The sequence below is a fragment of the Rhodococcus sp. MurmanLake-1 genome (genome assembly GCF_056945715.1).
The window spans coordinates 606,751-631,716 of the sequence record NZ_JBWZNF010000003.1 but is presented as its reverse complement, the minus strand read 5'-3'; the positions used below and the strand labels follow the sequence as shown (position 1 = coordinate 631,716).

Below are 24,966 nucleotides of genomic sequence, written 5' to 3'. Positions count from 1 at the left end.
CCGATGTGCGGGGATTTTCGTAAGGCCTGAGAACTCGAGCTCAGTGACCGCCGTTGGCAGCGAGACGCTTGATCGAAGCCTCGATCTCGGCCTCTGCCTCGGCGCGGCCGACCCAGTTGGCTGCCTCGACGTGCTTGTTCGGCTCGAGGTCCTTGTAGTGGACGAAGAAGTGCTTGATCGCATCGAGCTCGAACTGTGAGATGTCACCCAGATCCTGGATGTGATCCCAGCGGGGGTCACCGGCCGGAACGCAGAGGACCTTGTCGTCTCCGCCGGCCTCGTCGACCATCTTGAACATCGCGACTGCGCGAGCCTCGACGATGACGCCGGGGAAGACCGACTCGGGGAGCAGGACCATGGCGTCGAGCGGATCGCCGTCCTCACCCAGGGTGTTTTCGATGAAGCCGTAGTCGGCCGGGTAGCCGAAAGCTGTGTAGAGGTAGCGATCGAGTTTGACGCGACCGGTTACGTGGTCGACCTCGTACTTGTTGCGCTGACCCTTGGGGATCTCGATGGTGACGTCGAACTCCACGCCGATTCCTCGCTGTCGTGTCGGTAATGATTCGTCGGAAGGATATCGGGTCAAGGATAAGGTTGCCTGACCACCCAGTAGGCAGAGCACAGACGGAGGGGCGTTGGCGGGCCAAGGAAAGAAGAAGATCGGCTCGTTGGAAGAGAGTCGACGGCGTAACTTCCGCATCCTTCTGGCGGTCGGTGCAGTGGTTGTACTGGCCGTCGCCGGAGTTGTCGTCGTGAAACTCGGTACGTCGAACGACACAGCCGGCAGCGCGACCGTGACTACGTCGCCGCAGCCTGCGCTCGTGACGCCGTCACCTCAGGTGGTGCCCGTCCCGACGGACGCACCGATCCCGAGCGCGTCGGGAATCGCAGCGGCGATCGGCCCGGCCGTGGCCAACCCGGATCTGGGGAAGTTCACCGGAGTTGTCGCTGATGCGCTCACCGGAAACATTCTGTGGAGCGCAGACCCGTCGACGCCGATGACGCCTGCGTCCACGACGAAGGTGCTGACCGCATCGGCGGCACTGCTGAAGCTGCCGCTCGACCACAGGCTGGCCACGACGGTGGTCCCCGGAGCGAGCCCCGGGCAGGTCGTTCTGGTCGGCGGTGGTGACCCGACGCTGACGGCGACGCCGAAGGGGCAGAGCGGGTACTACGCCAATGCTGCTCACATCGCGGATCTCGTCGACCAGATCAAGGCTGCCGGTACGCCGGTAACCAGCGTCGTGGTGGACTCGAGCTTGTTCAAGGGCGACAACATGGCCACCGGGTGGTTCCCCGCTGACATCGCGGCCGGTTACATCACCCCGATCGAATCGGTGATGATCGAAGGTGGTCGGTACGACGGCACTCAAGACGAGTCGCCGCGTTCGGAAACGCCCGCGTTGGACGCCGGCAAGGTGCTCGCTCAGGCCCTCGGTGTCGATCCCGCCAACGTGAGTCTCGGCGCGGCGCCTGCCGGTGCCAAGCCGATCGCCACCGTGCAGTCGGCGCCGCTGAGCGACCGACTGCTGCAGATGATGGAACATTCCGACAACGTGCTCGCCGAGACCATCGGGCGTGAGGTCGCGATTGCCTCCGGAATCGAAGCCTCGTTCACCGGAGCCGTCGACGCGACCGGCAAGACCTTGCAGGCCGCCGGGTTCGACTACACCGGAGTTTCGCTGCACGATTCCAGCGGACTTTCCGTCGACGATCTCATTCCCGCTCAGGTACTCGATCGCGTCATGACGGCGGCGGCCGGTGACGGTGATCCGAAACTGCGTCCGCTGCTGGACTACCTTCCGGTGGCCGGCGGAACAGGAAGTTTGTCCGACCGCTACGCGTCCGGAAACCGAACCGGTGCGGGTTGGGTACGGGCCAAGACGGGAACTCTCTCGACGGCCAGCGCGTTGTCAGGGTTCGTGGTCGATCAGAACGGGCGAGTGCTCACCTTCGCACTGATGTCCAATGACCGGCCGCCAGAAGTGAGCCGTCCTGCCCTGGACGCGATTGCCGGAGCATTGAGGAATTGCGGGTGCCAATAGTGGCCGAAAAGACTCCACAAGATGATGAAGCCTCGGCTCCGCTCGGTGGTGCCGTCGACTGGAGTCTTGCCGCCAAAGCCGGGATAAAACTGGCGCGCGGCGGCCCCGCGATGTCTCGCTACACGGCCGAGACGGCAACGGCAGAACTCGCCGAGGCATCCAAGCGTGCAGAACTGCCGGTTCGTGAAGTGACCGGTTTGGCCGACGGTCTACCGGTCCCGGCCGCTGACGTGCTCGACCGGGCCGGGTGGATCACGGCGGCCTCGCGGTCGATGGCGCATCTCACCGGCGCCGACCCTGACGGCAGTGGCAATCTCATCGTCGGAAAGCCGGCGGGCTTGCAGGCCGGCGCCATGCTGGCGTACCTGTCTTCGGCGATCCTCGGGCAGTACGACCCGTTCACCGGCGAGCACGGCACCCTGCTTCTGGTCACACCGAACATCGTCTCCGTCGAACGGTCCCTTCGGCTGAACCCGAGTGACTTCCGGTTGTGGGTCTGCCTGCACGAGGTCACCCACCGGGTTCAGTTCTCGTCCTCGCCGTGGCTAGCGGAGTACATGAAGGAATCCGTCGAAACGCTTGGTGCGACGGTGGACGAGTCGATGACCGACGTTGTCGGGCGCCTTGCTGCAGAGCTGCGCTCGCGGAAGGAACCCGACTCCAGTGACGGTGCGACGGCGGGCGGGATCATCGGCCTGCTGCGTGCTTCGCAGGCAGAACCTCAGCGTGACGCGCTGGATCGGATGCTCGTACTCGGCACCCTCCTCGAAGGGCATGCAGACCACGTGATGGACGCCGTCGGCCCCGCCGTGGTGCCGTCGGTGGCAACTATCCGCGCGGCCTTCGACAAGCGTCGGCAGCGCAAGTCCAACCCCGTGCAGCGGATCATCAAGATGCTTCTCGGCATGGACGCCAAGATGGCGCAGTACGTACGCGGCAAGGCCTTCGTCGACGCGGTGGTTCTCAAGGTCGGCATGGAGCAGTTCAACACCATCTGGACCGGGCCCGAGACCTTGCCGTTGCTGGACGAGATCGACAATCCCGACGCGTGGGTAAAGCGCGTTCTCGGCTAGATGCTGCTGCCTGAGACGCCTGCCCTACTGGCGCTGCGACAGGCCGTGCGGGCATGGACGGTCGCATTCGAGCCACGACGCCGTGTGGTCGTCGCCCTGTCCGGGGGAGCCGATTCGTTGGCGCTGACCGCAGCAGCGGTGGCGGAAGCCGATTCGGTCGACGCGTTGATCGTGGACCATCGGCTGCAGCCTGGTTCTGATGCCGTCGCGCGCTCGGCCGCAGACCAGGCGCTGGCGCTGGGTTGCCGGACCGCGACGGTGCTGGCCGTCGACGTAGCCGAAGGTGGGAGTCTCGAAGCCGCCGCGCGTGAGGCTCGGTACAGCGCTCTGCGCGACGCCAGGACTGACCTCCCGGTTCTGCTCGGACACACGCTCGACGATCAAGCAGAGACCGTCCTTCTCGGACTGTCCCGCGGGTCCGGTGGGCGATCGATTCAGGGTATGGCTGCATTCGATGCTCCCTGGGGACGGCCGCTTCTCGGCATCCGTCGGTCGGTGACCAGGGCGGCCTGCGTCGACCTGGGCATCACGCCGTGGGAGGACCCGCACAACAACAATCCCGAGTTCACTCGCGTGCGTCTGCGGCACGAGGCGTTGCCGCTGCTCGAAGAAATTCTCGGCGGGGGAGTTGCCGAGGCGTTGGCCCGAACCGCGACGCAGTTGCGTGAGGACGGCGAGGCGCTCGACGAGTACGCCGAGGCCCTACTTCTACGGGCTGTCGTCGACGGGGAAGTGGAAGTGGACACACTTGCCGAAGCGCCCACCGCAATCCGCCGACGCGCTCTGCGAGCCTGGCTGCTGCAGGGCGGCGCAAAAGCATTGACGGACAAACAGTTACGCGCAGTCGACGCTTTGGTGACCGACTGGCGGGGGCAAGGCGGCGTCGCGATCGGGGGCGGAACACCGGAGGCGAGGTTGGTGGCGGCCCGGCGACGTGGCAGGCTGATCCTCGGATTCGAAGACCGACGAAGGGTTTGACGCGTGTACGAGGGCGACATCGCATCGGTACTGATCTCCGAAGAACAGATCCGTGCACGAACGGCGGAACTGGCTGAGGAAATCGCCAAGCGTTACCCGGCAGGCGCCCCCGAAGGGGATCTCCTGCTGATCGGCGTCCTCAAGGGAGCGGTCTTCTTCATGACCGACTTCGCCCGCGCCCTGCCGATCCCGTCGCAGATGGAATTCATGGCGGTGAGCTCCTACGGATCCTCGACCTCGTCTTCGGGCGTCGTCCGCATCCTCAAGGACCTCGACAAGGACATCGCCGGTCGCCACGTGCTGATCGTCGAGGACATCATCGACTCGGGCCTGACGTTGTCGTGGTTGATGCGCAACCTCAAGACGCGTAATCCCGCTTCGCTCGAGGTCGTCACCCTGCTCCGCAAGCCGGACGCGGTCAAGATCGACGTCGACGTCCGCGACGTGGGCTTCGACATCCCCAACGAGTTCGTCGTCGGTTACGGCCTCGACTACGCCGAGCGGTACCGCGATCTGCCGTACATCGGCACCCTGGACCCCGAGGTCTACGGCGGCTGAGCCTGCTCGCACTGACCTGAATTTGCCTCGTCCCCAACGCGCCAACCAGCTCAGATCTTAACTGTTCCCAGTCATCACTTGGGTTCTAGGAAGGTTTCTGCAACGCCGGATCCTTCTTGCTAGACGCGGTGCTGCGTCGGTTATGCAATAGGTTTTCGGCAAGTTTCGGCTCTCCACAGCTAACCTCGGTCGAAGTCGCTCGTCTGCGACAGACCGGACGGATCGTTTCTAACGCAACCTTTTCGATTTCTGCGCTACCGTTCAGTCGCGAGGCGACACGGAGGTATGGAGTTGATGGACGATTTCTACGAGGTATTTGCGGGTTGGGCGAGGAAGACGTCGTTGGAATCAGCTCTCAAACGTTTCAAAGGCAGGCTCACCGCGGAGGAACTCGATGAATTCGAGGCGGAGTACCGCAGACATCTCTCTGGAGTGATCACCGCCGGCCCGCCGATCATCCACGGGCCGCGTGAGCCCTGGTATGCGGGGCCGAACGCCAGCGCCGATACTTATTGGCCTGCTCTCGAGCGTTACATCCGAGGAGACTTGTCGTGGCCGGATGATCGGATCCAGTCCTTGGACGGCTCGTCCAATAAGGTTATTGCCTACACGCCGCGTCCTAACGAATCATCGTGGGATGCGAAGGGGCTGGTGGTGGGCTATGTGCAATCTGGTAAGACCACCAACTTCACTGCTGTAATCGCAAAGGCTGCGGATGTCGGTTACAAATTCGTCATTGTGCTGTCGGGAATTCACAACGGGCTACGGAAACAGACGCAGGAGCGTCTCGATGAGCAGCTTCATATGCTCACGCCTACTAAGTGGAAGCAGCTGACGAATGCGGATGACGATTTTCGAGCGCCCGCCATGCAGTCGACGGCTCTACTGCATGTCGACGACAGTGGTGTGATCCTCGCCGTCGTGAAGAAGAATGCCGCGGTCCTGAAACGTTTGGACAAGTGGTTACAGCCGGCAGTAAAACAGCGAGCTCTCACCGATGTGCCGACTCTCATCATCGACGACGAGGCAGATCAGGCAAGTGTGGAGACTCGAACCATCAACCCCCTGATTAGGGGCATCATCGAGAAGCTGCCGAAAAGCACCTATATTGGCTATACAGCAACGCCATTTGCAAACATTCTGATCGATCCTGCCGGGGGCGACTTGTACCCGAAGGACTTCATTCTGAATCTCCCGGAACCAAAGGGATACTTCGGCACTGAAAAAATCTTCGGTCGAGATGCGGTCGAGGGCGACGAGGCGAACGGGAAAGACCTCGACGGCTCCAACATGGTGCGGATCATTCCCAACGAAGACGTAGACGACGTTCGTCCGCTGGGGAAGACCGCGACGGCGTCCTTCATTCCTTCGATTCCGCCCACCCTCGAGAATGCGCTCGATTGGTTTGTGCTCTCGACGGCTGCGCGACGCGCACGCGGTGACGCCGGGCATTCGACGATGTTGATCCACACCTCGGTGAAGACGGACATTCATCGCCAGTTCAAGGGGCCATTGAATGCATACGTGGAGAGGCTTTCAAAAAGGTGGGCTGCCGGTGATGCATCGACCAAGGATCGCTTGCGAGCGCTATGGGAATCCGAGACAGGGAAGGTGCACTCCTCCGAATTCGATTTGAAATCAATCGATTTCGATGCAGTGTCGGCGAAGGTCGAAGATGTCTTGTCGGTCTGTCGCATCATCATCGACAATTTCCGAAGCGATGACCGCCTCGACTACTCCACTGACGGTCAAATCGCTATCGCGGTCGGGGGGAACACTCTCAGTCGCGGTCTGACGTTGGAGGGGCTGACCGTCAGTTACTTCGTCCGCGCAGCCGGTGCCTACGACACGTTGCTGCAGATGGCACGGTGGTTCGGATTCAGGCCAGGCTACGAAGACTTGCCCAGGATCTGGATGACCGAGGAACTACGGCAGTGGTTCCGTCATTTGGCGACGGTGGAGCGTGAGATTCGACTGGACATCGAGAGGTACGAGTCCGAGAATCTGACACCGACGGAGTTCGGCGTTCGAATCAGGACTCATCCCACACTCCGGATTACAGCGAAGATGGGCGCCGCTATTCCCGCGTACGCGTCGTACGGCGGCAGGAGGGTTCAGACGCGTTACTTCCGCACGCAGGACTCGGAATGGCTGTTACACAACAAGGATGCTGCAGACGGTCTCGTATCGCGAGTTCGTACCAAGGGAATTCAAGGCGACATCCTGGACTCCGGCTCCGTACTTTTTCGCGATGTCGATGCGGACGATGTGCTGACCTTCTTGGGTGATTACCACGTGCATAAGGATTCGCCCGATCTCGACGCCGAGTTGATTGCCAAGTATGTCGTGAAGCAAAGACGGAAAAATAGGCTCGACAAATGGAACCTGGCAATTTTGGCTGCAGAGCCAGGGAAGGAGAAGGGATTTGTCAGGCTGGGTGGGTTCGACTTCGGTCGGATCGTTCGATCTCAGCTCAAGGATGACGGTCTCGAGCGGGCTGATATCAAGACTCTGATGTCGAAGGATCATCGTGCGGTTGACTTCATACCCAAGACTGTCGCGAGGAAGCTCAGTGAAGGTGCATTGATGGATGCGCGAGACAAAGATGCAACCGTGCAACGGAAGGGCCTACTTCTCTTGTATCCGATCGATCCGGTGTCAGAACCGCTGGAGCAGAACAAGGATTCAAGGAAGCCGCTGAACGCGGTTGAAGACGTCATCGGCGTGGCTCTCGTCTTCCCTGGTGCTGCTGACGACACAAGCCCGGTTGCCCAGACGTACGTCAGTGTCGATTTGACTGATGCCGAGATCGAATCTGATCAGGAAGAACTCGATGAGCTGGTAGGTGCGGGGTCCAATTGAGAAAATCAAAGGCTGCGGAGCGATCACAGTGGTGGTCGCAACGGGTCGCCGCTGAGGGATCTACCGCTTCGGAAGGTATCCGTCGACAACTCGGGAAACCCAAGCTGGATCCGCTCACCGTGCTCATTCGCGAAGCGGCTCAAAATAGCTGCGATGCAGCGCTTCCCGGCCGGGAGGTTGACTTCAATGTGCAGATTCGTCAACTGACAGGCAATAGGCTCGAACGGTGGCGGGAGTTCCTTCTCCCAGGGCCGGTAGGGGCGTCCCTCGGCCTGGCTGAAGCGCTGGACCGACAGCCGACCATCTTGACGATTTCCGATCGTGGCACGACTGGCCTTGGTGGCCCACTACGAGCAGATGAACCTCCACTCGAAGGGGAGCGAGCGGACTTCGTCAAGTTCATCAGAAATGTAGGTGAGAGGAAGGGAGTCGACCTGGGTGGGGGCTCCTACGGATTCGGCAAAGGAATTCTGTACAACGTCAGTCGGTGTCACGTGATCGTCGCTGACAGTCGTTGCATCTTTCGCGGTAAGCCGCAGCGTCGATTGATCGGTGCCGCCATGGGAGATGGTTTCCAAGACAAGGGCGTTCGCTACACCGGACGCCATTGGCTAGGCGTGCTGGAAGGTGAAATCGCGCAGGCACTGGTAGATGACGATGCCGAAGAGATGGCAACTGCCCTTGGTTTGCCGAGGTTCGCTGAGGGGCAAACCGGTACGACTGTAGCGATCATCGATATTGACCTGGGAGCTGTTCGAAATGGCGACGTAGAGCAGGAACGCACACCGGAGTCGGCTGCCGAGTTCATCGCTTCGACCATGTTGTGGAATCTGTGGCCGAAAATGATTGACGGGGTGGAAAACCGCTTGCGGTGTTCAGTGAAGTTCGAAGGGTTCTCTGTCCAGATACCTGATCCAGCTGCAACAATCGAATTGAAGCCGTTCGTCGATGCGTATCGAAAGCTATCGCTGGACGGTGAATACGATGTGCCGGCTCGAAGGGCTAAGCCTCAGGAGATCGGTCGTTTCGCGAAGGTCGAGTCGATGGCGCCCATCAAGCAGAATTATCTGCTGTCTCTGGCAGCCCCATTCAGTGGTGCCGCACATCATTGCGCGCGAATGCGCCAAGCCGATCTGGTCGTAAATTATGTATCTGGAGATCCTCATCCAGATGAAGCGATTCAGTACGGCGCAGTCTTCAAAGCCGGCATCGATGCCGATCGGTACTTCTCGGATGCTGAGCCCCCCACTCACGACGATTGGGTGACGAGTGGGCTACATGGCACAGCATTGGGCGTAGTTCGTCTCGGAGCCACTTACGTGAAGAGCAAGCTCAAGCCCTCGGTTCGAGATGTCGATGCTGATCTGCATCACGAAGCTGCGTTGGCTCCGCTCGCGGGTCGCCTGTCAGGACTTGTGGCAGGTGCATCCGGCGATGGCGCAGGGCAACCAAGTCGAAACGGGAGCCGTCGGTCAGGTCGATCCGGCAGTCGTTCGGCTGTCAAGCCAAGGATCGTGGAGGGCCCGCAACTGATCGTGCGTGGCGGCGACGCGCTCGTGGTTGCTACGGTCGAGTTACCCGCTTGGCCCACAACAAAATTGGTGGTTGCGGAGCCTATCGTTGTGATCGATGGTGGCATTGAGTTACGGGGACTTCTGGAACCGGCGGAGGTCGTGGGCTGGGTATGTCTTGAAACGGGCGAACATCGGGTAGGAAGTCAGATTTCTGTTGGACGTGCAGACCCCCGGAAATGGGTAGTTTCCGTCCGTCCACCTCGGGACGCGGTTGTGCGGCTAACTTTTGTTGTAGAGGATGAAAGCTGATGGCCGTCAAAGACGTTCGTCCGTATTTGGTGCCAAATTCCGAGACTATTGAGCCGTCGATTTGGTCACGGATGGTTGAAGGTGAGTGGGAGCCACTCGGAGAGGCCATCGAAAATTGGGACTATCGATCAGGACTCCGCTTGCGCTGCACCATAAATGCCGATCCGTTGATGATCCGCGCGCATGCGAGGCTTGATGATGGTTCGCCATTGGCGTTCTACTTCGGGTGGAGAGCCTTGGACACCTACCTAGTCGGACCGGCGAAGCGCGTACCCCTCGCGGACGGGCGGTTCGATGTCGAGATTGAAGTCGATCCGCAATATGCCGGTGCAACTATCGCTTTGACCAGGAAATTGGTTCTCGAAAGGGATCGGTTGAGTCCGCTTGTGGGAGAAGCGCGCCACGCGGGCTCAATCCTCTGGAACGACGAGCAAGCACTTCGACTCACCGGCTCCGAAGCGATGTTTCCTACCGAGGTTGTCGATTTCGACGCATTCGGCATCGACGAGGGAGCCAGCTGGCATCTTCGAATGCCACTGAGTCCGGACGAGCCTGCGATGGGGGCATTGCTGCTCCTGATAAATCCGCTTGACAAGAAGCTGGTCAAGGCAGTCCAGAGGGAGAGGAACCATACGGACGAGCAATTGGTGCTCATTCAAGAGATGGAAGAAGGCCTGGTGGACGAAATCGTCCGATGGTCACTGGCGCGTTGGGATGAGCTCGAAGGTTGTGATAGCGAATCATTCGGCGCCACTGCTCGTGCTCTTGCTCTCAGGGTGCTTGTCGACCCCACTGCGTGGACCGCCGAATCAATCCTGGGCTCCTCAATGGATTTGCACAGTTCGATTGTGGCGGGTGCACGTTCGATCGGATTTGGAAGGTTGCTCTCATGACCGAGCTGTGGCCCCGATTGAGTCTTGCGTCGGGAGTAGTTGAATTGCAAAAGCTCAATGGAGATCCTTCACAAATGGCACGGGCGGCGCGTCCTACACACTCGCAGATGACGTATGCAGCGAGTGGAGGGAAGCGAATCGGCGAGTCCGGTGTACAAGAGTTGGCAGACTCGATTCGAGCGATTGCGCATGATTGCGGATATCCGGGCGAGGTTGGGAATGCGGACCTGATTCGCTTTGATCGCGTTGCTGCAGAAGAGATTCATCGGACTATGCAGATCACGTCAGTGGAGGCAGCTCACCGAGGAGTGTGGAACTTCCTCGCAATCGTGGCGATGCCTGACATCACCCGATGGCGATTCCCTGGAGAGAACATTGAACGTTGGATCGCAACTGACCTGACACGTCATATGTTTGCTCGCTTGTGGTGGCAGGCAATGACATTCGCGACAGTGGTCGACGGCGTCGCGGACTACTCGCTCCTGCGCAAACTCTCGGAGAGTGACCTCAACCAGATTACCGAACGCAGGTCGATAGCAGGAGTAACTCCTCTTGCTCGTTCGATCGCTCGCATCTTGATCGAAGGTGGAGGACAGAGAAAGGTTCTCCGTGACGCTGTGCCCAGACTGCGTCGGTTGATGGCGTTCATCGACTTCTCGATATTGAGCGACGAACAGTTGGACGACCGCGTGCGCGCGATTTTTCGTGAAGTCTCGCTCGAGGTCATTAAGTAAGTCATTCGTCTTCCTGGCGAATTGCGAGGCTACCAGCGAACGCATAAACCGGACGGATAGTCTCTTATCGTGCTATTCGGTTGGCGGTGGAGAGGAGTGCCGGGTGAGTTCTCGAGTACAAGAAGACGCGGTGGCGTCGCTCAGTGCGATTCTCGTCCAAGCCCGGGCTGCTGATGAACGGGGCCGACGCAACCTGGTGAACAGCGTTGGTTCGAATGCGTTCACAGCCCCGTTGACGGATTCCTTCGGTGAACTCGCCGCATTTGTTACTGCTACGGCGGTAGGAATTCAGATTCTGCGCGGAAACACCGTTGCCACGGAGATTCCCCCACCGTTGCCGTGGCCGTTGGATGAGCTCATCGACGATTCCGACTTGGGCGACTGGTCGGCGGAAGGACTGGTCGTTGATTTGAGCGAAGTTAATACACACGCCCCCTTCTATTATCGCGAATACGGCCTCGACCTGAGTGAGTTGTTCGGTGAGTACCGCCGAACGTGGAACACGTGGAGGCGCTTCCAGCGCCGTGTTCAAGAGAGCGCCGAATTGTACGACGTGCTTGATGAGCTCGAGACTGCGATTTCGCTGTCTGCTCGGACGGTCGATACCGTCATCGCAGCGTGGCGTCTGGTCGTTCCTGAGCACGGAATTGACACCCGTATCGCATTCCGCTCGGCGCGACTGGTGCGGATCATCGCAAAGGGTGCTGAAGGCGACCTTGGGGATGACGAAACGGCCTCGAGTACTGATGTGCGTGGGATTGCTCTGACCATCGATCCTGCTGAACCGATGTTCATCGAACTTGGATCGACCGGGCTGACCGCAGACGGTGGTGAGTCGCTCCAGTTCCGTACGAGTGTCCTCGAACGGAACGATCTCCCGGTCGGCGCGCATGTTCGTAGCCGTGTATTCGACGACGTCCGTCCGGCAGTTGCCAGGGCTCTCCATCGGCAATGGGGAAGCGACGTGGCGTGGACGCTCACGATGAGCCCTGCACTTCTGGTTCGAGAATCCTCAGCGGAACAGGACCAGAGTGAAATTCAGCGACTGAAGGACGCGGTGACCACGATACTGGCGCCCTGGCCCGACCTCGCCGAGCAAACACAGGCTGAAATTTCAGACGTGACCAGGGGCCGCTGGGGCAGCCTGGTGGAAAAACGACTCGCGGAACTGATCGCTCGTCTGGAGCTTCCTGCCGCAACCGGCACGGAGCCGATAGACGTCGCAGCAGATTCAATCGTTGTCACGATTTCGGACACACCGAAGTTTCGCGACCGGCTCAGGGCGCGGGCGAACCCTGTCGACATCCTTACCCGTTTTCGTGACCGCCGTCGCGCTGCGGCGGCCGCGTCGGTTGTGGCGCCCGCTTTCTCGATCGATGCGAGCGAAAGCCCCTCGCAATCGCTCGAGATCGATTCTGGTTCAACGGTTACCGGTCTTGATGAACTTCAACGCCGAGTAGCTGAGGCGGCCACTGAAGACCGTCTTGTGGTAGTTGCCGGCGCGGGGCAGGGAAAGACCGAAGTTGTTGCTGCCAGACTCGATCACTTGGCAAGGGAGTGCGACTTATCGCTGTCGACAGAAGTGCTCGTTCTGAGTTTTTCCAGAGCAGCAGTATCCGCTGTTCGTAGTCGATTGGAAACACGGGTATTGGCGCAGGCCGAGATTCGTACTTTCGACTCGTTTGCCAACCGGGTGATCATCGACGCGGGTGAGGATCCAAAAGGCAACTTCGACGCAAGAATCGAACGTGCTGTTGGGCTTTTGGCTGATGAAGACGCTGATTTGCCGATGTTGGAAGACATTCAGCATGTCGTTCTCGACGAGGTACAGGACCTCGTCGGGCAGCGTGCGAAGCTCGTGCTGGCGCTGATCGATCGACTTGGGGACGAAGTCGGATTCACTGCGCTTGGCGATCCGAATCAGGCGCTCTACGATTTCCAGCTTTCTCCGGAAGAACAAACCCAGCGTTTGGACGTAATCAGCGAGCTGCGCGGTCTCGCGAATGTTGAATCGACGGGTCTGCAACGTAATTTCCGTGCGCGGGGGAAAGACCCTCTTGCTGTCGTAGAGCTAGGGTCTCGCCTCCGTGAGATGGACAGCGGAGCGCGAGCACGTGAAGAGGTTGATGCCTTCATTTCCCGGTTGGAAAGCGTCGATTCCTCGGCGTGGCTCACTGATGTTTACCGCGCTGGACGAAGCACCGCGATCCTGACGAAGACCAACGGTGACGCTTTGCGCGTGTCCCAACAGCTCACCGCCCTGAACATCCGTCATACACTGCGGCGTACTGCACAAGAGCACGGCGCTCGGGCATGGGTTGCAGAGCTTGCTCAGCAGCTTCCGCGAAACATGAACCGCCGTGAGGATGTTATTGCTGCACTGCAGAATACGTCGGTGATTGACCCGATCGATGCATGGAATCTGCTCAAGGAATCCGAAGGTCGGACGCAGTTTCCGAACGATCTCGATCTCTCGAGGATCAGGCGCGTCATCGGTGGATACGGCATCCCGACGGCATTGTTGGCAGATGCCACGGAGGACGTTGTGGTGTCCACTGTCCATCGTGCGAAGGGCCTCGAATTCGAGAGGGTCTTCCTGTTCGATACAGACTACGAACGTGATAACGACGACTTCGCCATCGCTCGGCGAAACTATGTCGCGTTGAGCCGCGCTCGTGACGAAATCGTCCGTTGTTGCCCCAAGCCCACAAGGGCGTGGATGGAGAGAGATGCAGCAGCGACGGGGCGTTGGACGGAAAAAGTGCAATTCAAGGGCCGGAAGCGCGTTCGAGCCGTTGAATTTCGTGTCAACGACATCGATACTGACGAGCCCTTCGAATGTAGTGAAAACGCTCCTGCTGTTCAGAGTCTGCTTGCCGCCGGTACTCTCGTCGGCCAAACTGTGACACTGGTTTTGGACCTGGAGTGGACCCACCGCGATGCGCCAATCTATCTGGTCAAGGATTCCGATGGTGTCGCATTTGCGCGTACATCCGAGCAGTTCGGGCGAGATATCAGGCGAATCTTCATGATTGGAAATGCCCGTTGGCCAACGATTTTGAATGGTGCAACGACGATGTCGATTGAATCTGTCGCAGGTTCACCCGAAGTCAGCGACGAATTGGGAATTGGTGATTCCGGCATCTGGCTGGTACCCCGGCTCGCCGGCCTTGTCCAACCAGACTGGAAAACGAGATGGGATGGAAAGAATTGACAACCGTCATGACCGAGCTGGATGCGATGTACGGGTTCCGTGCGGAGATGGTCGAGGAGCTCAAACTCGATCTTCTCGGTCCGGGAGAGGGCGCGTCGGAGGTGCTCGCAGAACCACCGTTGGATCGCTACGTGGTGGGCGTGCTGTGGCCGACGGATGAGCCCCTGCAGGAGGAGCCGGAACCCGACAGTGCCGAAGCGGATTCCATTGAAGGTGAAAGTGATTCACCTGTTGCGCAATCCTTGATGCGCTACCCCTCGTCGATGGGTTTGACGTTCACAGTCGATGTTGGTCTGGTATCCGAGGTGTCTTTCGATGTGTCGGCAGCACGATACAGACCTTCCGAGACGCTCGACGACCAAGACCAGGGTGGCAAACGTCGCAGAGGACGGAGTCGGCCTACCGCCTGGACCAGAGAGGCATGTACGCCAGAACGAGTGCGCCATTCACTGGCCACGAAGGGTGCAGTGAAGCTGCATGTTGCACCAGGCCTGGAGCTGTACATTCTGACTCGGACACCGCGCGACGGTAAGGTGACGGTCTCCGCTGTTCTCCGGAACAAGCTTTCGGTGAACAAAGGTGAACTCAAAGACGCGAGTGCCTGGTTCCAGGTCGAACTTGTCGTGACAACCGAAGTGCCTGCGATCGTCGACCGTAGTGCGCCGAACAGGCTCGGTGGCGAGGGTGACTTGCTCTCGGCGGAATTGATGTACCGCAATGCACGCAACTTCGGCATAGGGCACGGATGCGCCGTCACCTGGAGTGGAGTCGAGGCGACCACCGATCGCATCGCCACGACGCTGTTGCCTACGCACGAGGTTTCCCGCGCCCGGCCTGGGAAGGTCGGACCCGACGTCGATCTGAGAATGTCTTTTCTCGCGGAAGCAGACAAGGCGACTCTGGTCGCCACGTTGGGCAAGCTTGTCACCGCATATCGGGAGTGGATCAGCGAGCTGGAAGGGTCGGTGAAGGCCGGCAAGACGAACATTCCTGAATCGCTCGAGGGCACCGCAGACGTTCACTTCGAGAATGCGCGCGAGGCCGCGAATCGCATAGAATCGGGAATCGAGCTGCTCGACAACGATTCTGAGGTTCTCCGGGCATTTCGCCTGGCAAACTCTGCAATGCAAACCCAGCGTGCCCGACAGGTCTGGGTTCGTGCCGGTGCCACCGGTCCTGTCGGCGACGGAATTGATCAAAGTTGGTATCCGTTTCAGATCGCGTTCATCCTGCTCAACCTCCCTAGCATCTCCGACCGAGAGCACCCGGAGCGCGGCGTCGCGGATTTGCTGTGGTTCCCTACCGGTGGCGGAAAAACCGAAGCGTACCTGGGACTGGTTGCGTTCATCGTTCTCCTGAGGAGAATTCGCGATGACACCGCCATTGGCGTAGCTGTAATCATGCGGTACACCTTGCGGCTGCTGACAATTCAGCAGTTCGAACGCGCGACGATGTTGATGTGCGCTCTCGAACGAATTCGAATTACAGACGGCAGCTTGGGCGCGAGACCGTTCTCGATCGGCTTGTGGGTAGGTCGGGGGGGAACACCGAATACGCTCCTCGAGGCAAAGAAATCGTTGCGGTCTCTGCGATCGGAAACCGAGATCACCGAGGCGAATCCGGTCCAGCTGACGCAGTGCCCTTGGTGTGGAAAGACTCTCGATCACACGAAATATTCGGTTGTTGCCAGTCCTGAGTCGAAGCTCGTCATCGCTTGTCGCAACAATGCATGCGACTTTGCGGCGGGACTACCGGTTTATGTTGTGGATGAGGACATTTACGAATACCGACCCGAGCTGATTCTCGGCACGGTAGACAAGTTCGCCATGATGGCCTGGCGTTCCGATGTCGGAAAGCTCTTCGCGCGAGACGGTGTGGGTAGCCCGCCTGATCTGATCATCCAAGACGAGCTCCATCTGATATCCGGACCTTTGGGGTCGATGGTCGGTCTGTACGAGACGGCAGTGGATGTCGCGTGTTCGGTTCCTGGGAAGGATGGAGCGCCCGGATCAAGACCTAAGATCATCGCGTCGACGGCCACCATCCGCCGGTCTGATGAGCAGATAAAGATGGTTTTCGACCGGGAGTCGCGCCAATTCCCACCCCCAGGAATTGATCCCGATCAGTCGTTCTTTGCTGAGCCGGCGCCGCGCGACACCGCAGGAACTCGAATGTACGTAGGCGTGATGAGTCCGGGCACCAGCCACGCGACTCTCCTCGTGAGGACGTATGGTGCGTTGCTGCAGGCAGCGCAGGACATCGAGTCCGAGGACTCCACACGGGATCCCTACTGGACACTCTTGGGATACTTCAACAGTTTGCGAGTACTCGGCAGTGCCATGCTGCAGGTCGAAGGAGACGTTCGTGAGCGACTGGGCGTCGTATCCAGGCGTGGCGGCACCGAGGCGCGCCGGCTGGAGTCTGCGAATGAGTTGACCAGCCGCGTTTCGTCAGCGGAAATCCCCAGGCGGCTCAAGAGTCTGGAGCGGAAATACGATTCGGGAACCGCCGATGACATCGTTCTGGCCACGAACATGATCTCGGTCGGGCTGGACATCGATCGGCTCGGGTTGATGACCGTCATGGGACAACCTCAGTCGAGCTCCGAGTACATCCAAGCCACAAGCCGCGTGGGTAGGAAGTATCCCGGGCTGGTTGTCACGATCTTCAACTCCGCTCGTTCGCGAGATCGATCGCACTTCGAGAATTTTGTTCCGTTCCATCAGGCCCTCTACCGTGCCGTAGAAGCCACGAGCGCAACTCCATTCGCTGCGCGTGCGCGAGATCGAGGGCTGCACGGGGTCTTTGTATCCCTCGCGCGGATGATGATCGGTCCGATGTCGGGCGAAGGTGGCGCGCATGCTGCGCCTGCGCATGAGGAAGAGCTTCGAAACTTGATCTCCATCATCGAACGACGGGTGGAAGCGACATCGAGCGACGAGAGCGAAGACACCGTGGAGCAGTTGAACGAAATGCTCAAGGTATGGATCGAGGAGGCGAAGTCCCGCGATTCCATGAAGTACCAGGATCGCAAGAATTCGATGGACGCGCTTCTGGTCGAGCCCTCGTCTGCACTCACTGATGACAACATCGAATACACCCAAACCGAGACGCCCTGGCCCACTTTGATGAGTTTGCGCGATGTCGACGCGGAGAGCGCCCTGTACACGATCCGAATGAGGAGCCAGTCATGACAGTCGCGAAAGCTCGCCGTACTCAGCTGCTGAGTACGTACGGTGTCGGGAGTCTGTTCCCCTCGGAGACAACGAGTTACATGATTGCCGGCATTCACGAGTGGAAGGCGCGTGATGCGGACCTCATCAGTGAACCGCGTCTTGCGCGAAGTCTCGGAGTGTCTGAGCTGAAAGCTCCCCCAGCAGGATCGAAGCGCAAGCGCGACATACCGGTGATTCGATTTCCCATCACACAGGTCTGCCCGTCGTGCAGGCGAATCGATTCCATTGGAAAGCTGTCCAACGACCGAGAAGTTGCTCGCTGCTCGTGTGAGAAGCGAACGGAACTGAGCCCGTTCCGTCTGGTTATTGCCTGTATACGTGGGCATATCGATGAATTCCCCTACTTCCGCTGGCTTCATCAGGGGCAAGACGGCGGATCGGATCACACGATGCACCTGCGCGCTCAGGGCCGGACTTCGTCGCTCGCTGACCTGGAATTGACTTGTACGTGCGGTGTGCAACCCAGGACCCTCGACGGTTCAGCTGGTCCGATGGCGCTTGCTGAGTTCGGCAAGTGCCACGGCCATCGTCCGTGGCTGGGTCCCGACGAGTCCCAGCACTGTGAGGAGACGCCGCGGGCAATTCAACGTGGTGCGTCCAACGTCTGGTTGCCGGCCGTCAGATCGGCAATTTCGATCCCACCGTATTCTCAAGCACTTGCCAAGTTTGTTGACCGCTATTGGGTTTCGCTCGGAGACCCGGAGGCAGTGACACCGGCACTTCTGCGTAATCTGGCTGAGCACTCTCGTCGCTTCTCGGTGCAGCAGATCGAGGCCGAGCTGGAACGGCGCAGAGGCGAAGCGCTCGACGACTTGCTTACCGAGGAGGCACTCCGCCGTCAGGAATATGCCGCTCTTGTCGAAGGCCGCGAACAAGAGAGCCTTGACGATGATTTTGTGTGCCTGGAAAGAGATGTGCCCGTCGACTTCGAGCACTTGATTTCTGACGTTCGCAAGGTGACTCGGTTGCGGGAAGTGCGCGCGCTCTATGGCTTTACCAGGCTTGATGACAACGAAGAGAATCTGTGCGCATTGTCGCCGGACAAGACGCACTGGCTGCCCGCGATCGAGGTGATCGGCGAGGGCATCTTTATTGCTTTTCATCGAGATGCCCTGGAGGACTGGGCACAAGAGAGTTTTCCGGTCGAACGGTGGAACTTGTTCAAGAAGGTTGCCGGTCCCGCGTTGCAGCGACCCGACGAACGAGCTGTGACGGGTCTGATTCGTGTTGCACTTCATACGTTTGCGCATGTGGTGATCGACCAATTGTCGCTTGAAGCAGGGTATCCGGCGGCGTCACTGCGAGAGCGGCTCTATGTTGACGATACGGGCATGGCTGGTGTGTTGATCTACACCGCAAGTTCCGATTCCGCAGGCAGCCTCGGTGGAGTGGCATCGCAGGCAGAAACCGAACGGCTGGGCCCGGCTCTCACTGAAGGTTTGGCTCGAATGTCCTGGTGTTCAGCCGATCCCGTCTGCATCGAATCTCAGGGTGCCGGCGCCGATGCGATGAATCTGGCTGCGTGCCACGCTTGCGTTCTGTTGCCGGAAACCTCATGCGAGTTGGGAAACCGGTATCTGGACCGAGCCTTGCTTTTCGGAACGCCAGAGGACGGTCATGAGGATCACGGATTGTTCAGCGAGGCTCTGGAGTCGATCTGAAGACTGGATCAGCGGAATGCGTTGTCGCGCGTGCTCGTAGCACGGACGCGCTCGACAATGCGTTCCCTGACCTTGCCGGCCGTCTTCCACTTCATCGAGCGCTTGTCGGGATCCAACCCGTATTGGTGCAGGATGTCTCGGAGTTGTTCGAGATCCAGACCACCCAATTCCTTGCGCAGTCCATCTTCTCCGTCGCTGCGAAAAGCTGCGAAGGGATCAAGGACTGCTGGTGCCCTTGGTGTGCTGACTCTTCGGGCTTTGGTTTCCGTTCGAATGGTCCGCGAGGCGCTAGGGCGGGCATCCCCAACGGCAATGTGTTCTGCGACGAGTTTCCCCATTGTCAGCACAATGATCGCGGCGTTCGGATCCTGAGCTGCCAGTTTGTTGATCGACAATTCGAACGCCGTCTGGGCGGCGACGAGTTCGTCGTTGATTGGTGTCACGTGTAGATCTCCACATTCGTCATTACGTGGGATGTGAGGTCTCTCAGATCGTCGACCTTCTTGCCCCCGCCGTAGCGGTTCTTCAAGGTGCCGAAGTCGAAGAACTCTGCTGCCGCTGCGATGTCCGTCGCCTCGGGTATCCAATAGGGGATGACATTGGGTGGACGTTCGATGAGCTTGCGTTCTGCAGCAGGCAACGCGTCGTAGTCGAGGACCGCGTTCTGCAACCGCTGGATGGTGTTTCGGTGCAAGTTGGTGTTCGCGCGATACTTGGTGATGATCAGTCCGAGGGCTTGGACGTGATGTCCAGTTTTTTCGGAGAACATCCGTACGCGCTTCTGAATCTGCGGGATGCCGTACGTGGACAGCACATCGGGAATCGTCGGAATTACGTACGCGTCGGCCAACATCAGTCCGTTGCGCGTGATGATCCCCATATTGGGCGGACAATCGATGAGTATGTAGTCGTAGTGGTCTCTCACCGTGTCGACAGCTTCTTTGAGAACTAGAAGCGGTTGCAGCGAATCTGGCTCGTCATATTGCCACGCTGCGACTTCTTCGGAGATCTCGATCATGTCGAGTGACGACGCCAGGAGGTCGATACCGGCCAATTTCGCCAGCGGTGACACGTTTCGTTGAATCGCATCGTCGATGTCGAACTTTGGCGCTTGCGAATCGAGGGCCTGTTCGAACAGTGCTTTCAGTGTGCGACCGGAGTTGTTGAGCTCGTGCCAGTGTTCGGTCCCGATCATCATCGTTGTGAGATTGGTCTGGGGGTCCAGGTCGATCAGGAGAACACTCTTTCCGAACATGCCGGCCATGAACTCGGCGAGTGCGGCGGTCATTGTGGACTTTCCGACGCCACCCTTGAGGTTTATGGTCGCAATTACTTTGGCCATGAGGCGCGTCGGTCCTTACATCTCGGATGCGGTGGTGGTCGTCACGGGCGAATTCGCATTCGACGCAGACTCTACGATGACCAGGCGACAATGCGGCTGTGTGGTGGCTGGAGTCGACCATCGGTGTCGTAAACTTCGCCGTTATGGAAGACAATCGCAGCGCACAGTGTGATCTGTCCACGCACTCGGTTGTCGACCTGTTTGCCGGTCCCGGAGGCATCGATGTCGCTGCGACCTGGCTCGGAATGAGTACCCACGGAGTCGAATGGGACGACGATGCGCATGCAACACGTACCGAGGCCGGCCTGGATACTGACCATCGTGATGTTCGTGAGCTAGGTCCGAAGGAATTCCCCAATGCAACCATTCTTGCCGGTGGGCCCCCGTGCCAGACGTTCACAGTGGCGGGATCCGGTAGCGGCCGGGACGCTCTCGATGATGTGCTGAAGTTGGTAGATCGCATGGCTCGGGCTGAAGACGTGTCATCTTCGCTCAAGGGCCTCGATGACGAGCGCACCGGACTGGTGCTCGAACCGCTGCGTTGGGTCCTCGAAGCGCACGGTGCCGGCCGACCGTACGAAGCGGTGGTCCTCGAACAGGTTCAGACGGTCCTACCCGTGTGGGAGGCGATGAAGCCGGTTCTGGAGTCGCTCGGTTACAAAGTTGTGTGCACAGTTCTACGAACCGAAGAGTTTGGTGTGCCGCAGACCCGCCGCCGAGCAGTGCTGCTCGCCAACCGGACAGTTTCGCCGATCCGTCCGGTGCCCACGCACCAGGCGTACCGAGCGGGAATGGTGCGTGGAACCGGAGAATCGCATTTGCTGCCATGGGAAACCATGGGTTCGGCTCTGAAGCGGGGCGAGTGGTTCGAGGTTGTGTCCAACTACGGCTCGGGCGGAATTCCCTCCGCGCGTGGGCGGCGCACTTCTGATCAGCCGTCGGCCACGGTGACCGGCAAGATTTCGCGTAACCGCATTGTCGACCACATGGGGGACGAACAGGAACGGTTCTCTCCCGCCGAAGCTGGTCGGCTGCAGACGTTCCCCCTCGACTACAAATGGGCGGGGCAAGGCTGGGCTCAGCAGGTGGGGAATGCTATGCCGCCCAGGTTGGCTGTTCATGCGCTCGCGGCCGCCTTTGGTCGCGTTCCGGTGACTGCGCAGCTGGACAGCAAGATCGAGGAGTCCTGGATGCGATCACGAGTGTCCGACACGCCGGTTTTAACAGTAGCTCCTGACCTGGGGATGGAAGGTGCGCTGGATCTTGGTGCCGCTGTGGCGGTCTGACTCCAGAGTAGGTAGGGAACAGCGGCGCACTAACCGTCCGACCGTTATGGTTGGATTTCGAGCCGGCACGGCCCGAAGTGAGAGGACCACCACGCGTGACAATCAGCGCTACCCCAGTCGTCGGCTCAGCAGCCGGGGGCGAGTATTCATTCAACGTTGCTCCCGGCTCGATAGTGGAGGTTCGGGATGAGGAATGGTTGGTGTCCTCCGTCGAACCGACGTCAGACGGATACGTAGTGCATGTGTTGGGTCTCTCCGACTTGGTGCGCGACACAGAGGCATCGTTTTCGACTGCACTGGATGAAATTGTGCCGGTCGATCCCACCGACGTAACGGTGGTGGCCGATACCTCGGATAAATTCCGTAGATCACGGTTGTGGCTCGAATCGATGCTCCGCAAGACCCCGGTGGCGATTGCCGATCCCAGCCTCACGACTGCGCACAAGGCACTTGCCCGACCGCTCGAATACCAGTACAAGGCTGTTCGTCAGGCACTCGATCCTGACAACCTTCGCCCGCGCATACTGCTTGCCGATGCTGTCGGTCTCGGGAAGACACTCGAAATCGGGATGATTCTGTCGGAACTGGTCCGGCGTGGTCGTGGTGATCGCATCCTTGTCGTGACTCCGAAACACGTACTCGAGCAGATGCAGATGGAGCTGTGGACTCGGTTTGCTCTGCCGTTCGTCCGGTTGGATTCTGCTGGGATTCAACGCATTCGACAGATACTGCCTGCTACGCGCAACCCGTTCACTTATTACAAACGGGTGATCATCTCCATCGACACCCTCAAGAGCGACCGTTACCTCAACCACCTTCGTAAGCAGCAGTGGGACGCGGTGGTCATCGATGAATCCCACAACGTCACCAATGTTGCCGCTCAAAACAACCGACTCGCCCGGCTGTTGGCGTCGCGGACTGACGCGTTGATTCTTGCGTCGGCAACACCGCACAACGGTCGTGCCGAATCGTTCGCCGAGCTGATTCGCATGTTGGACCCCAGTGCCGTGTCCCCGTCAGGTGAGTTGGATGCCGAGCAGGTCAAAAAGCTTGTCATTCGTCGCCATCGCCATCATCCCGATGTTGCCAGCGAAGTCGGCTCGGATTGGGCGGAACGTCAACCACCACGCAATATCACGGTGGATGCCTCGGCCGCTGAAGACGCAGTAGCCCGCGAACTCGAAGATGTGTGGCTCTGGCCTGAAAAGGGGCAGTCGCCGTATTCGGGTTCGAAGCGGTTGTTTCCGTGGGTGCTCGCGAAAGCATTCCTTTCGTCTCCGGATGCGCTGACGCAGTCGATCGTCGAACGACGAAAGCGGTTGGACCCGGAGGATGCAAGTGCAGCAAGGGAAATCGCGGCGCTCGATCATCTCGGCGAGTTGGTGGCCGCCACACCACTGCGCGAGTCTGCGAAGTACAGAAAGCTCCTCGACTATCTTGCGGAAATCGGCGTCAAAAAGAACGGCGACACCCGCGTTGTCGTGTTTGCGGAGCGCGTCGCGACGCTGAAGGCACTTGCACAGGCCGTCTCGAAGGACCTGAAGATGACTCTCACCGAGGGGCGCGACCTTGGTCAGGTGACGGTATTGCACGGTGGACTCAGCGACGTCGAGCAGCAGGACATCGTCGAATCATTCAAACTCGAGTCATCACCCATTCGAATTCTGGTCACGGGTGACGTTGCGTCCGAGGGCGTCAACCTACACTCGCAGTGTCACGACATGGTGCACTACGACATTCCCTGGAGCCTGATTCGAATCGAGCAGCGCAACGGGCGCATCGATCGGTACGGGCAACGGCATCGCCCTCGGATTGTGACCTTGCTATTGACACCGTCGACGAAGCACTTTGCGGGTGACGTGAGAGTTCTGACGCGTTTGGTGGAGCGAGAACACGAGGCGCACAAGGCCCTGGGCGAATCTTCTTCGCTGATGGGAACTTACGACGTTGCAGCGGAAGAAGAGGCCATTCGTCAGGTTCTCGCCGGCGAGAAGTCCCTGGATTCCGTGGTGAAGACCGTCGATCAGGTGACCTCAGGCGGTGGCCTCAGTGGCCTTCTTGCCCAAATTGGTGCTGCCAGTGAAAGCCTCGATGCATCGTCATCGCCCACCGAGCCGCCGACAAGCGGCGAGGCATCTACCAGTTTGTATTCGTCCGAGTTCGAGTATCTTTCTGATGCCTTGGAGGAGTTCGTCGGAACGCCGAGTAAACCAGCGCCGAATGGTGTGTCCTGGACTGTGCACAAGGCGCAATCGATTGCCAGTCTAACACCGCCGCGTGACCTGAAGCAGCGATTGCAGGTTCTGCCGCAGTCGTATCTTCGGGCGCGGTCGGTCACCGAGACTTACAAGCTGGCGCTCACAGCACTGCGGGGCGAGGAAGAACTGCGCGCTGCGCGGGCAGGGGAGTCGACGTCGACGTGGCCCGAGGCGCATTTCCTTGCGCCCCTTCATCCGATTCTTGATTGGGCTGCAGATCGGTCGCTCGCAGATCTGGGTCGACGGCAGATTTTCGCGGTCTGCGGGGCAGTGCCGGATACGACGGTGCTGGTCCAGGTAACGCAAACGAATACACGTGGGCAGGTAGTCGCTGCGTCGTTCTACACCGTGGCGTTCCCCGATGTGAACAATCCAAGTTTCGGTCTCGCATCTCCGCACCCGAGCGCGGCTCATGCAATTGCGGCACTTGGCCTCGCTGATATCAACACCGCCGCTCTCGGCAGCGTCGAAGCCTTGCAGCTATTGGTTGCTGCAGCCGTTCGTGCCGCAGATTCTGCAGCCGAAGAACACGCAGGCGCGATCAGGGACGAGACTCGGCAACGAGTGAGTGAATGGACTTCACGTGCAGAACGGTGGACCCACGAAGCTGACGCGCTGATCCAACGTGACGAGTTACGTCAACGGGCAGATCGAGTGTCACACGAGCGAGAAGTCGCCCAATCCATGAATCCCGACCGCCGACTTGTCCGTCCGCTACTCGTTGCGGTCCCGGGCGGTTCGACGAATCAGAGTGTAGCGACGACAGGGAAGAGTCTCTAGTGAGTTCAACATCTGATGCCCTGATCGTCGGCGAGGATTTTGTCAGCGAGCATTACTTCACCACCGACGCGACATCTCAGTCGTTCAACGCACGAGTGATCGATCGACGCAAGCAATGGGAGTCCGAAAAGGCCGACGGGCAACTAACTGCGCGTTCGCGTTTCACGGCGCAACGTGGTGATCTGACGCGAGACTTCTTGGGCTTGGGTGAAGCTGCGGACCA

At 59.4% G+C, this 24,966-nt stretch carries 16 protein-coding genes; 13 read left to right on the top strand and 3 right to left on the bottom strand.

Annotation, left to right across the window (positions count from 1 at the left end; translation table 11 throughout):
• Window positions 1–40: 40 nt before the first annotated feature.
• Window positions 41–532: an inorganic diphosphatase gene (locus tag AC2ETI_RS12820; protein ID WP_003941181.1), complete on the bottom strand. Its 492-nt coding sequence runs from the start codon at window positions 530–532 to the stop codon at window positions 41–43.
• A gap of 103 nt (window positions 533–635) precedes the next feature.
• Between AC2ETI_RS12820 and dacB the strand changes: the two genes are divergently transcribed.
• From dacB to drmB, 11 genes are all read left to right on the top strand, one after another.
• On the top strand, window positions 636–2,045 hold the full coding sequence (gene dacB, locus AC2ETI_RS12815; RefSeq protein WP_029254401.1) for a D-alanyl-D-alanine carboxypeptidase/D-alanyl-D-alanine endopeptidase: 1,410 nt from the start codon (window positions 636–638) through the stop codon (window positions 2,043–2,045).
• Window positions 2,045–3,118, top strand: coding sequence for a zinc-dependent metalloprotease (locus tag AC2ETI_RS12810; RefSeq protein ID WP_019746776.1), 1,074 nt, complete (start codon window positions 2,045–2,047; stop codon window positions 3,116–3,118). Before dacB ends, AC2ETI_RS12810 begins: the two co-directional genes overlap by 1 nt.
• The gene (gene tilS, locus AC2ETI_RS12805) at window positions 3,119–4,096 is read left to right on the top strand and encodes a tRNA lysidine(34) synthetase TilS (RefSeq protein WP_483633995.1); all 978 of its coding nucleotides are present in this window, start codon (window positions 3,119–3,121) and stop codon (window positions 4,094–4,096) included.
• Window positions 4,097–4,099: 3 nt separating this feature from the next.
• Entirely contained in the window at window positions 4,100–4,654 is a 555-nt protein-coding gene (gene hpt, locus AC2ETI_RS12800) for a hypoxanthine phosphoribosyltransferase (protein ID WP_019746778.1), read from the top strand.
• A gap of 294 nt (window positions 4,655–4,948) precedes the next feature.
• A complete protein-coding gene (locus AC2ETI_RS12795; RefSeq protein ID WP_483633994.1) occupies window positions 4,949–7,516 on the top strand; it encodes a Z1 domain-containing protein in 2,568 nt (855 codons plus the stop codon).
• A gap of 494 nt (window positions 7,517–8,010) precedes the next feature.
• A complete protein-coding gene (locus AC2ETI_RS12790) occupies window positions 8,011–9,339 on the top strand; it encodes a hypothetical protein (RefSeq protein ID WP_156519126.1) in 1,329 nt (442 codons plus the stop codon).
• A complete protein-coding gene (locus AC2ETI_RS12785; protein WP_483633993.1) occupies window positions 9,339–10,232 on the top strand; it encodes a hypothetical protein in 894 nt (297 codons plus the stop codon). Before AC2ETI_RS12790 ends, AC2ETI_RS12785 begins: the two co-directional genes overlap by 1 nt.
• Window positions 10,229–10,966, top strand: a complete 738-nt coding sequence (locus AC2ETI_RS12780) for a DUF6339 family protein (protein ID WP_483633992.1) — start codon at window positions 10,229–10,231, stop codon at window positions 10,964–10,966. The genes AC2ETI_RS12785 and AC2ETI_RS12780 overlap by 4 nt, the downstream gene beginning before the upstream one ends.
• Window positions 10,967–11,096: 130 nt before the next feature.
• On the top strand, window positions 11,097–14,180 hold the full coding sequence (locus tag AC2ETI_RS12775) for a UvrD-helicase domain-containing protein (RefSeq protein ID WP_483633991.1): 3,084 nt from the start codon (window positions 11,097–11,099) through the stop codon (window positions 14,178–14,180).
• An 8-nt stretch (window positions 14,181–14,188) separates the two neighbouring features.
• Window positions 14,189–17,374 (top strand): helicase-related protein, encoded by a 3,186-nt coding sequence (locus AC2ETI_RS12770; protein WP_483633990.1) that lies wholly within the window; start codon window positions 14,189–14,191, stop codon window positions 17,372–17,374.
• Window positions 17,371–19,077, top strand: a complete 1,707-nt coding sequence (gene drmB, locus AC2ETI_RS12765) for a DrmB family protein (protein WP_483633989.1) — start codon at window positions 17,371–17,373, stop codon at window positions 19,075–19,077. The genes AC2ETI_RS12770 and drmB overlap by 4 nt, the downstream gene beginning before the upstream one ends.
• Window positions 19,078–19,085: 8 nt before the next feature.
• On the opposite strand, the gene AC2ETI_RS12760 is transcribed toward drmB, so the two are convergent.
• Both AC2ETI_RS12760 and AC2ETI_RS12755 read right to left on the bottom strand, forming a co-directional pair.
• The gene (locus tag AC2ETI_RS12760) at window positions 19,086–19,520 is read right to left on the bottom strand and encodes a hypothetical protein (RefSeq protein WP_252194246.1); all 435 of its coding nucleotides are present in this window, start codon (window positions 19,518–19,520) and stop codon (window positions 19,086–19,088) included.
• Window positions 19,517–20,419 carry a ParA family protein gene (locus AC2ETI_RS12755; RefSeq protein WP_042922676.1) on the bottom strand — a complete coding sequence of 301 codons (903 nt, stop codon included), beginning with the start codon at window positions 20,417–20,419 and terminating at the stop codon, window positions 19,517–19,519. The genes AC2ETI_RS12760 and AC2ETI_RS12755 overlap by 4 nt, the downstream gene beginning before the upstream one ends.
• 143 nt (window positions 20,420–20,562) lie before the next feature.
• Between AC2ETI_RS12755 and AC2ETI_RS12750 the strand changes: the two genes are divergently transcribed.
• Entirely contained in the window at window positions 20,563–21,705 is a 1,143-nt protein-coding gene (locus AC2ETI_RS12750) for a DNA cytosine methyltransferase (RefSeq protein WP_082900760.1), read from the top strand.
• Window positions 21,706–21,800: 95 nt separating this feature from the next.
• Entirely contained in the window at window positions 21,801–24,743 is a 2,943-nt protein-coding gene (locus AC2ETI_RS12745) for a helicase-related protein (protein WP_483633988.1), read from the top strand.
• The last annotated feature ends 223 nt before the right edge of the window (window positions 24,744–24,966 follow it).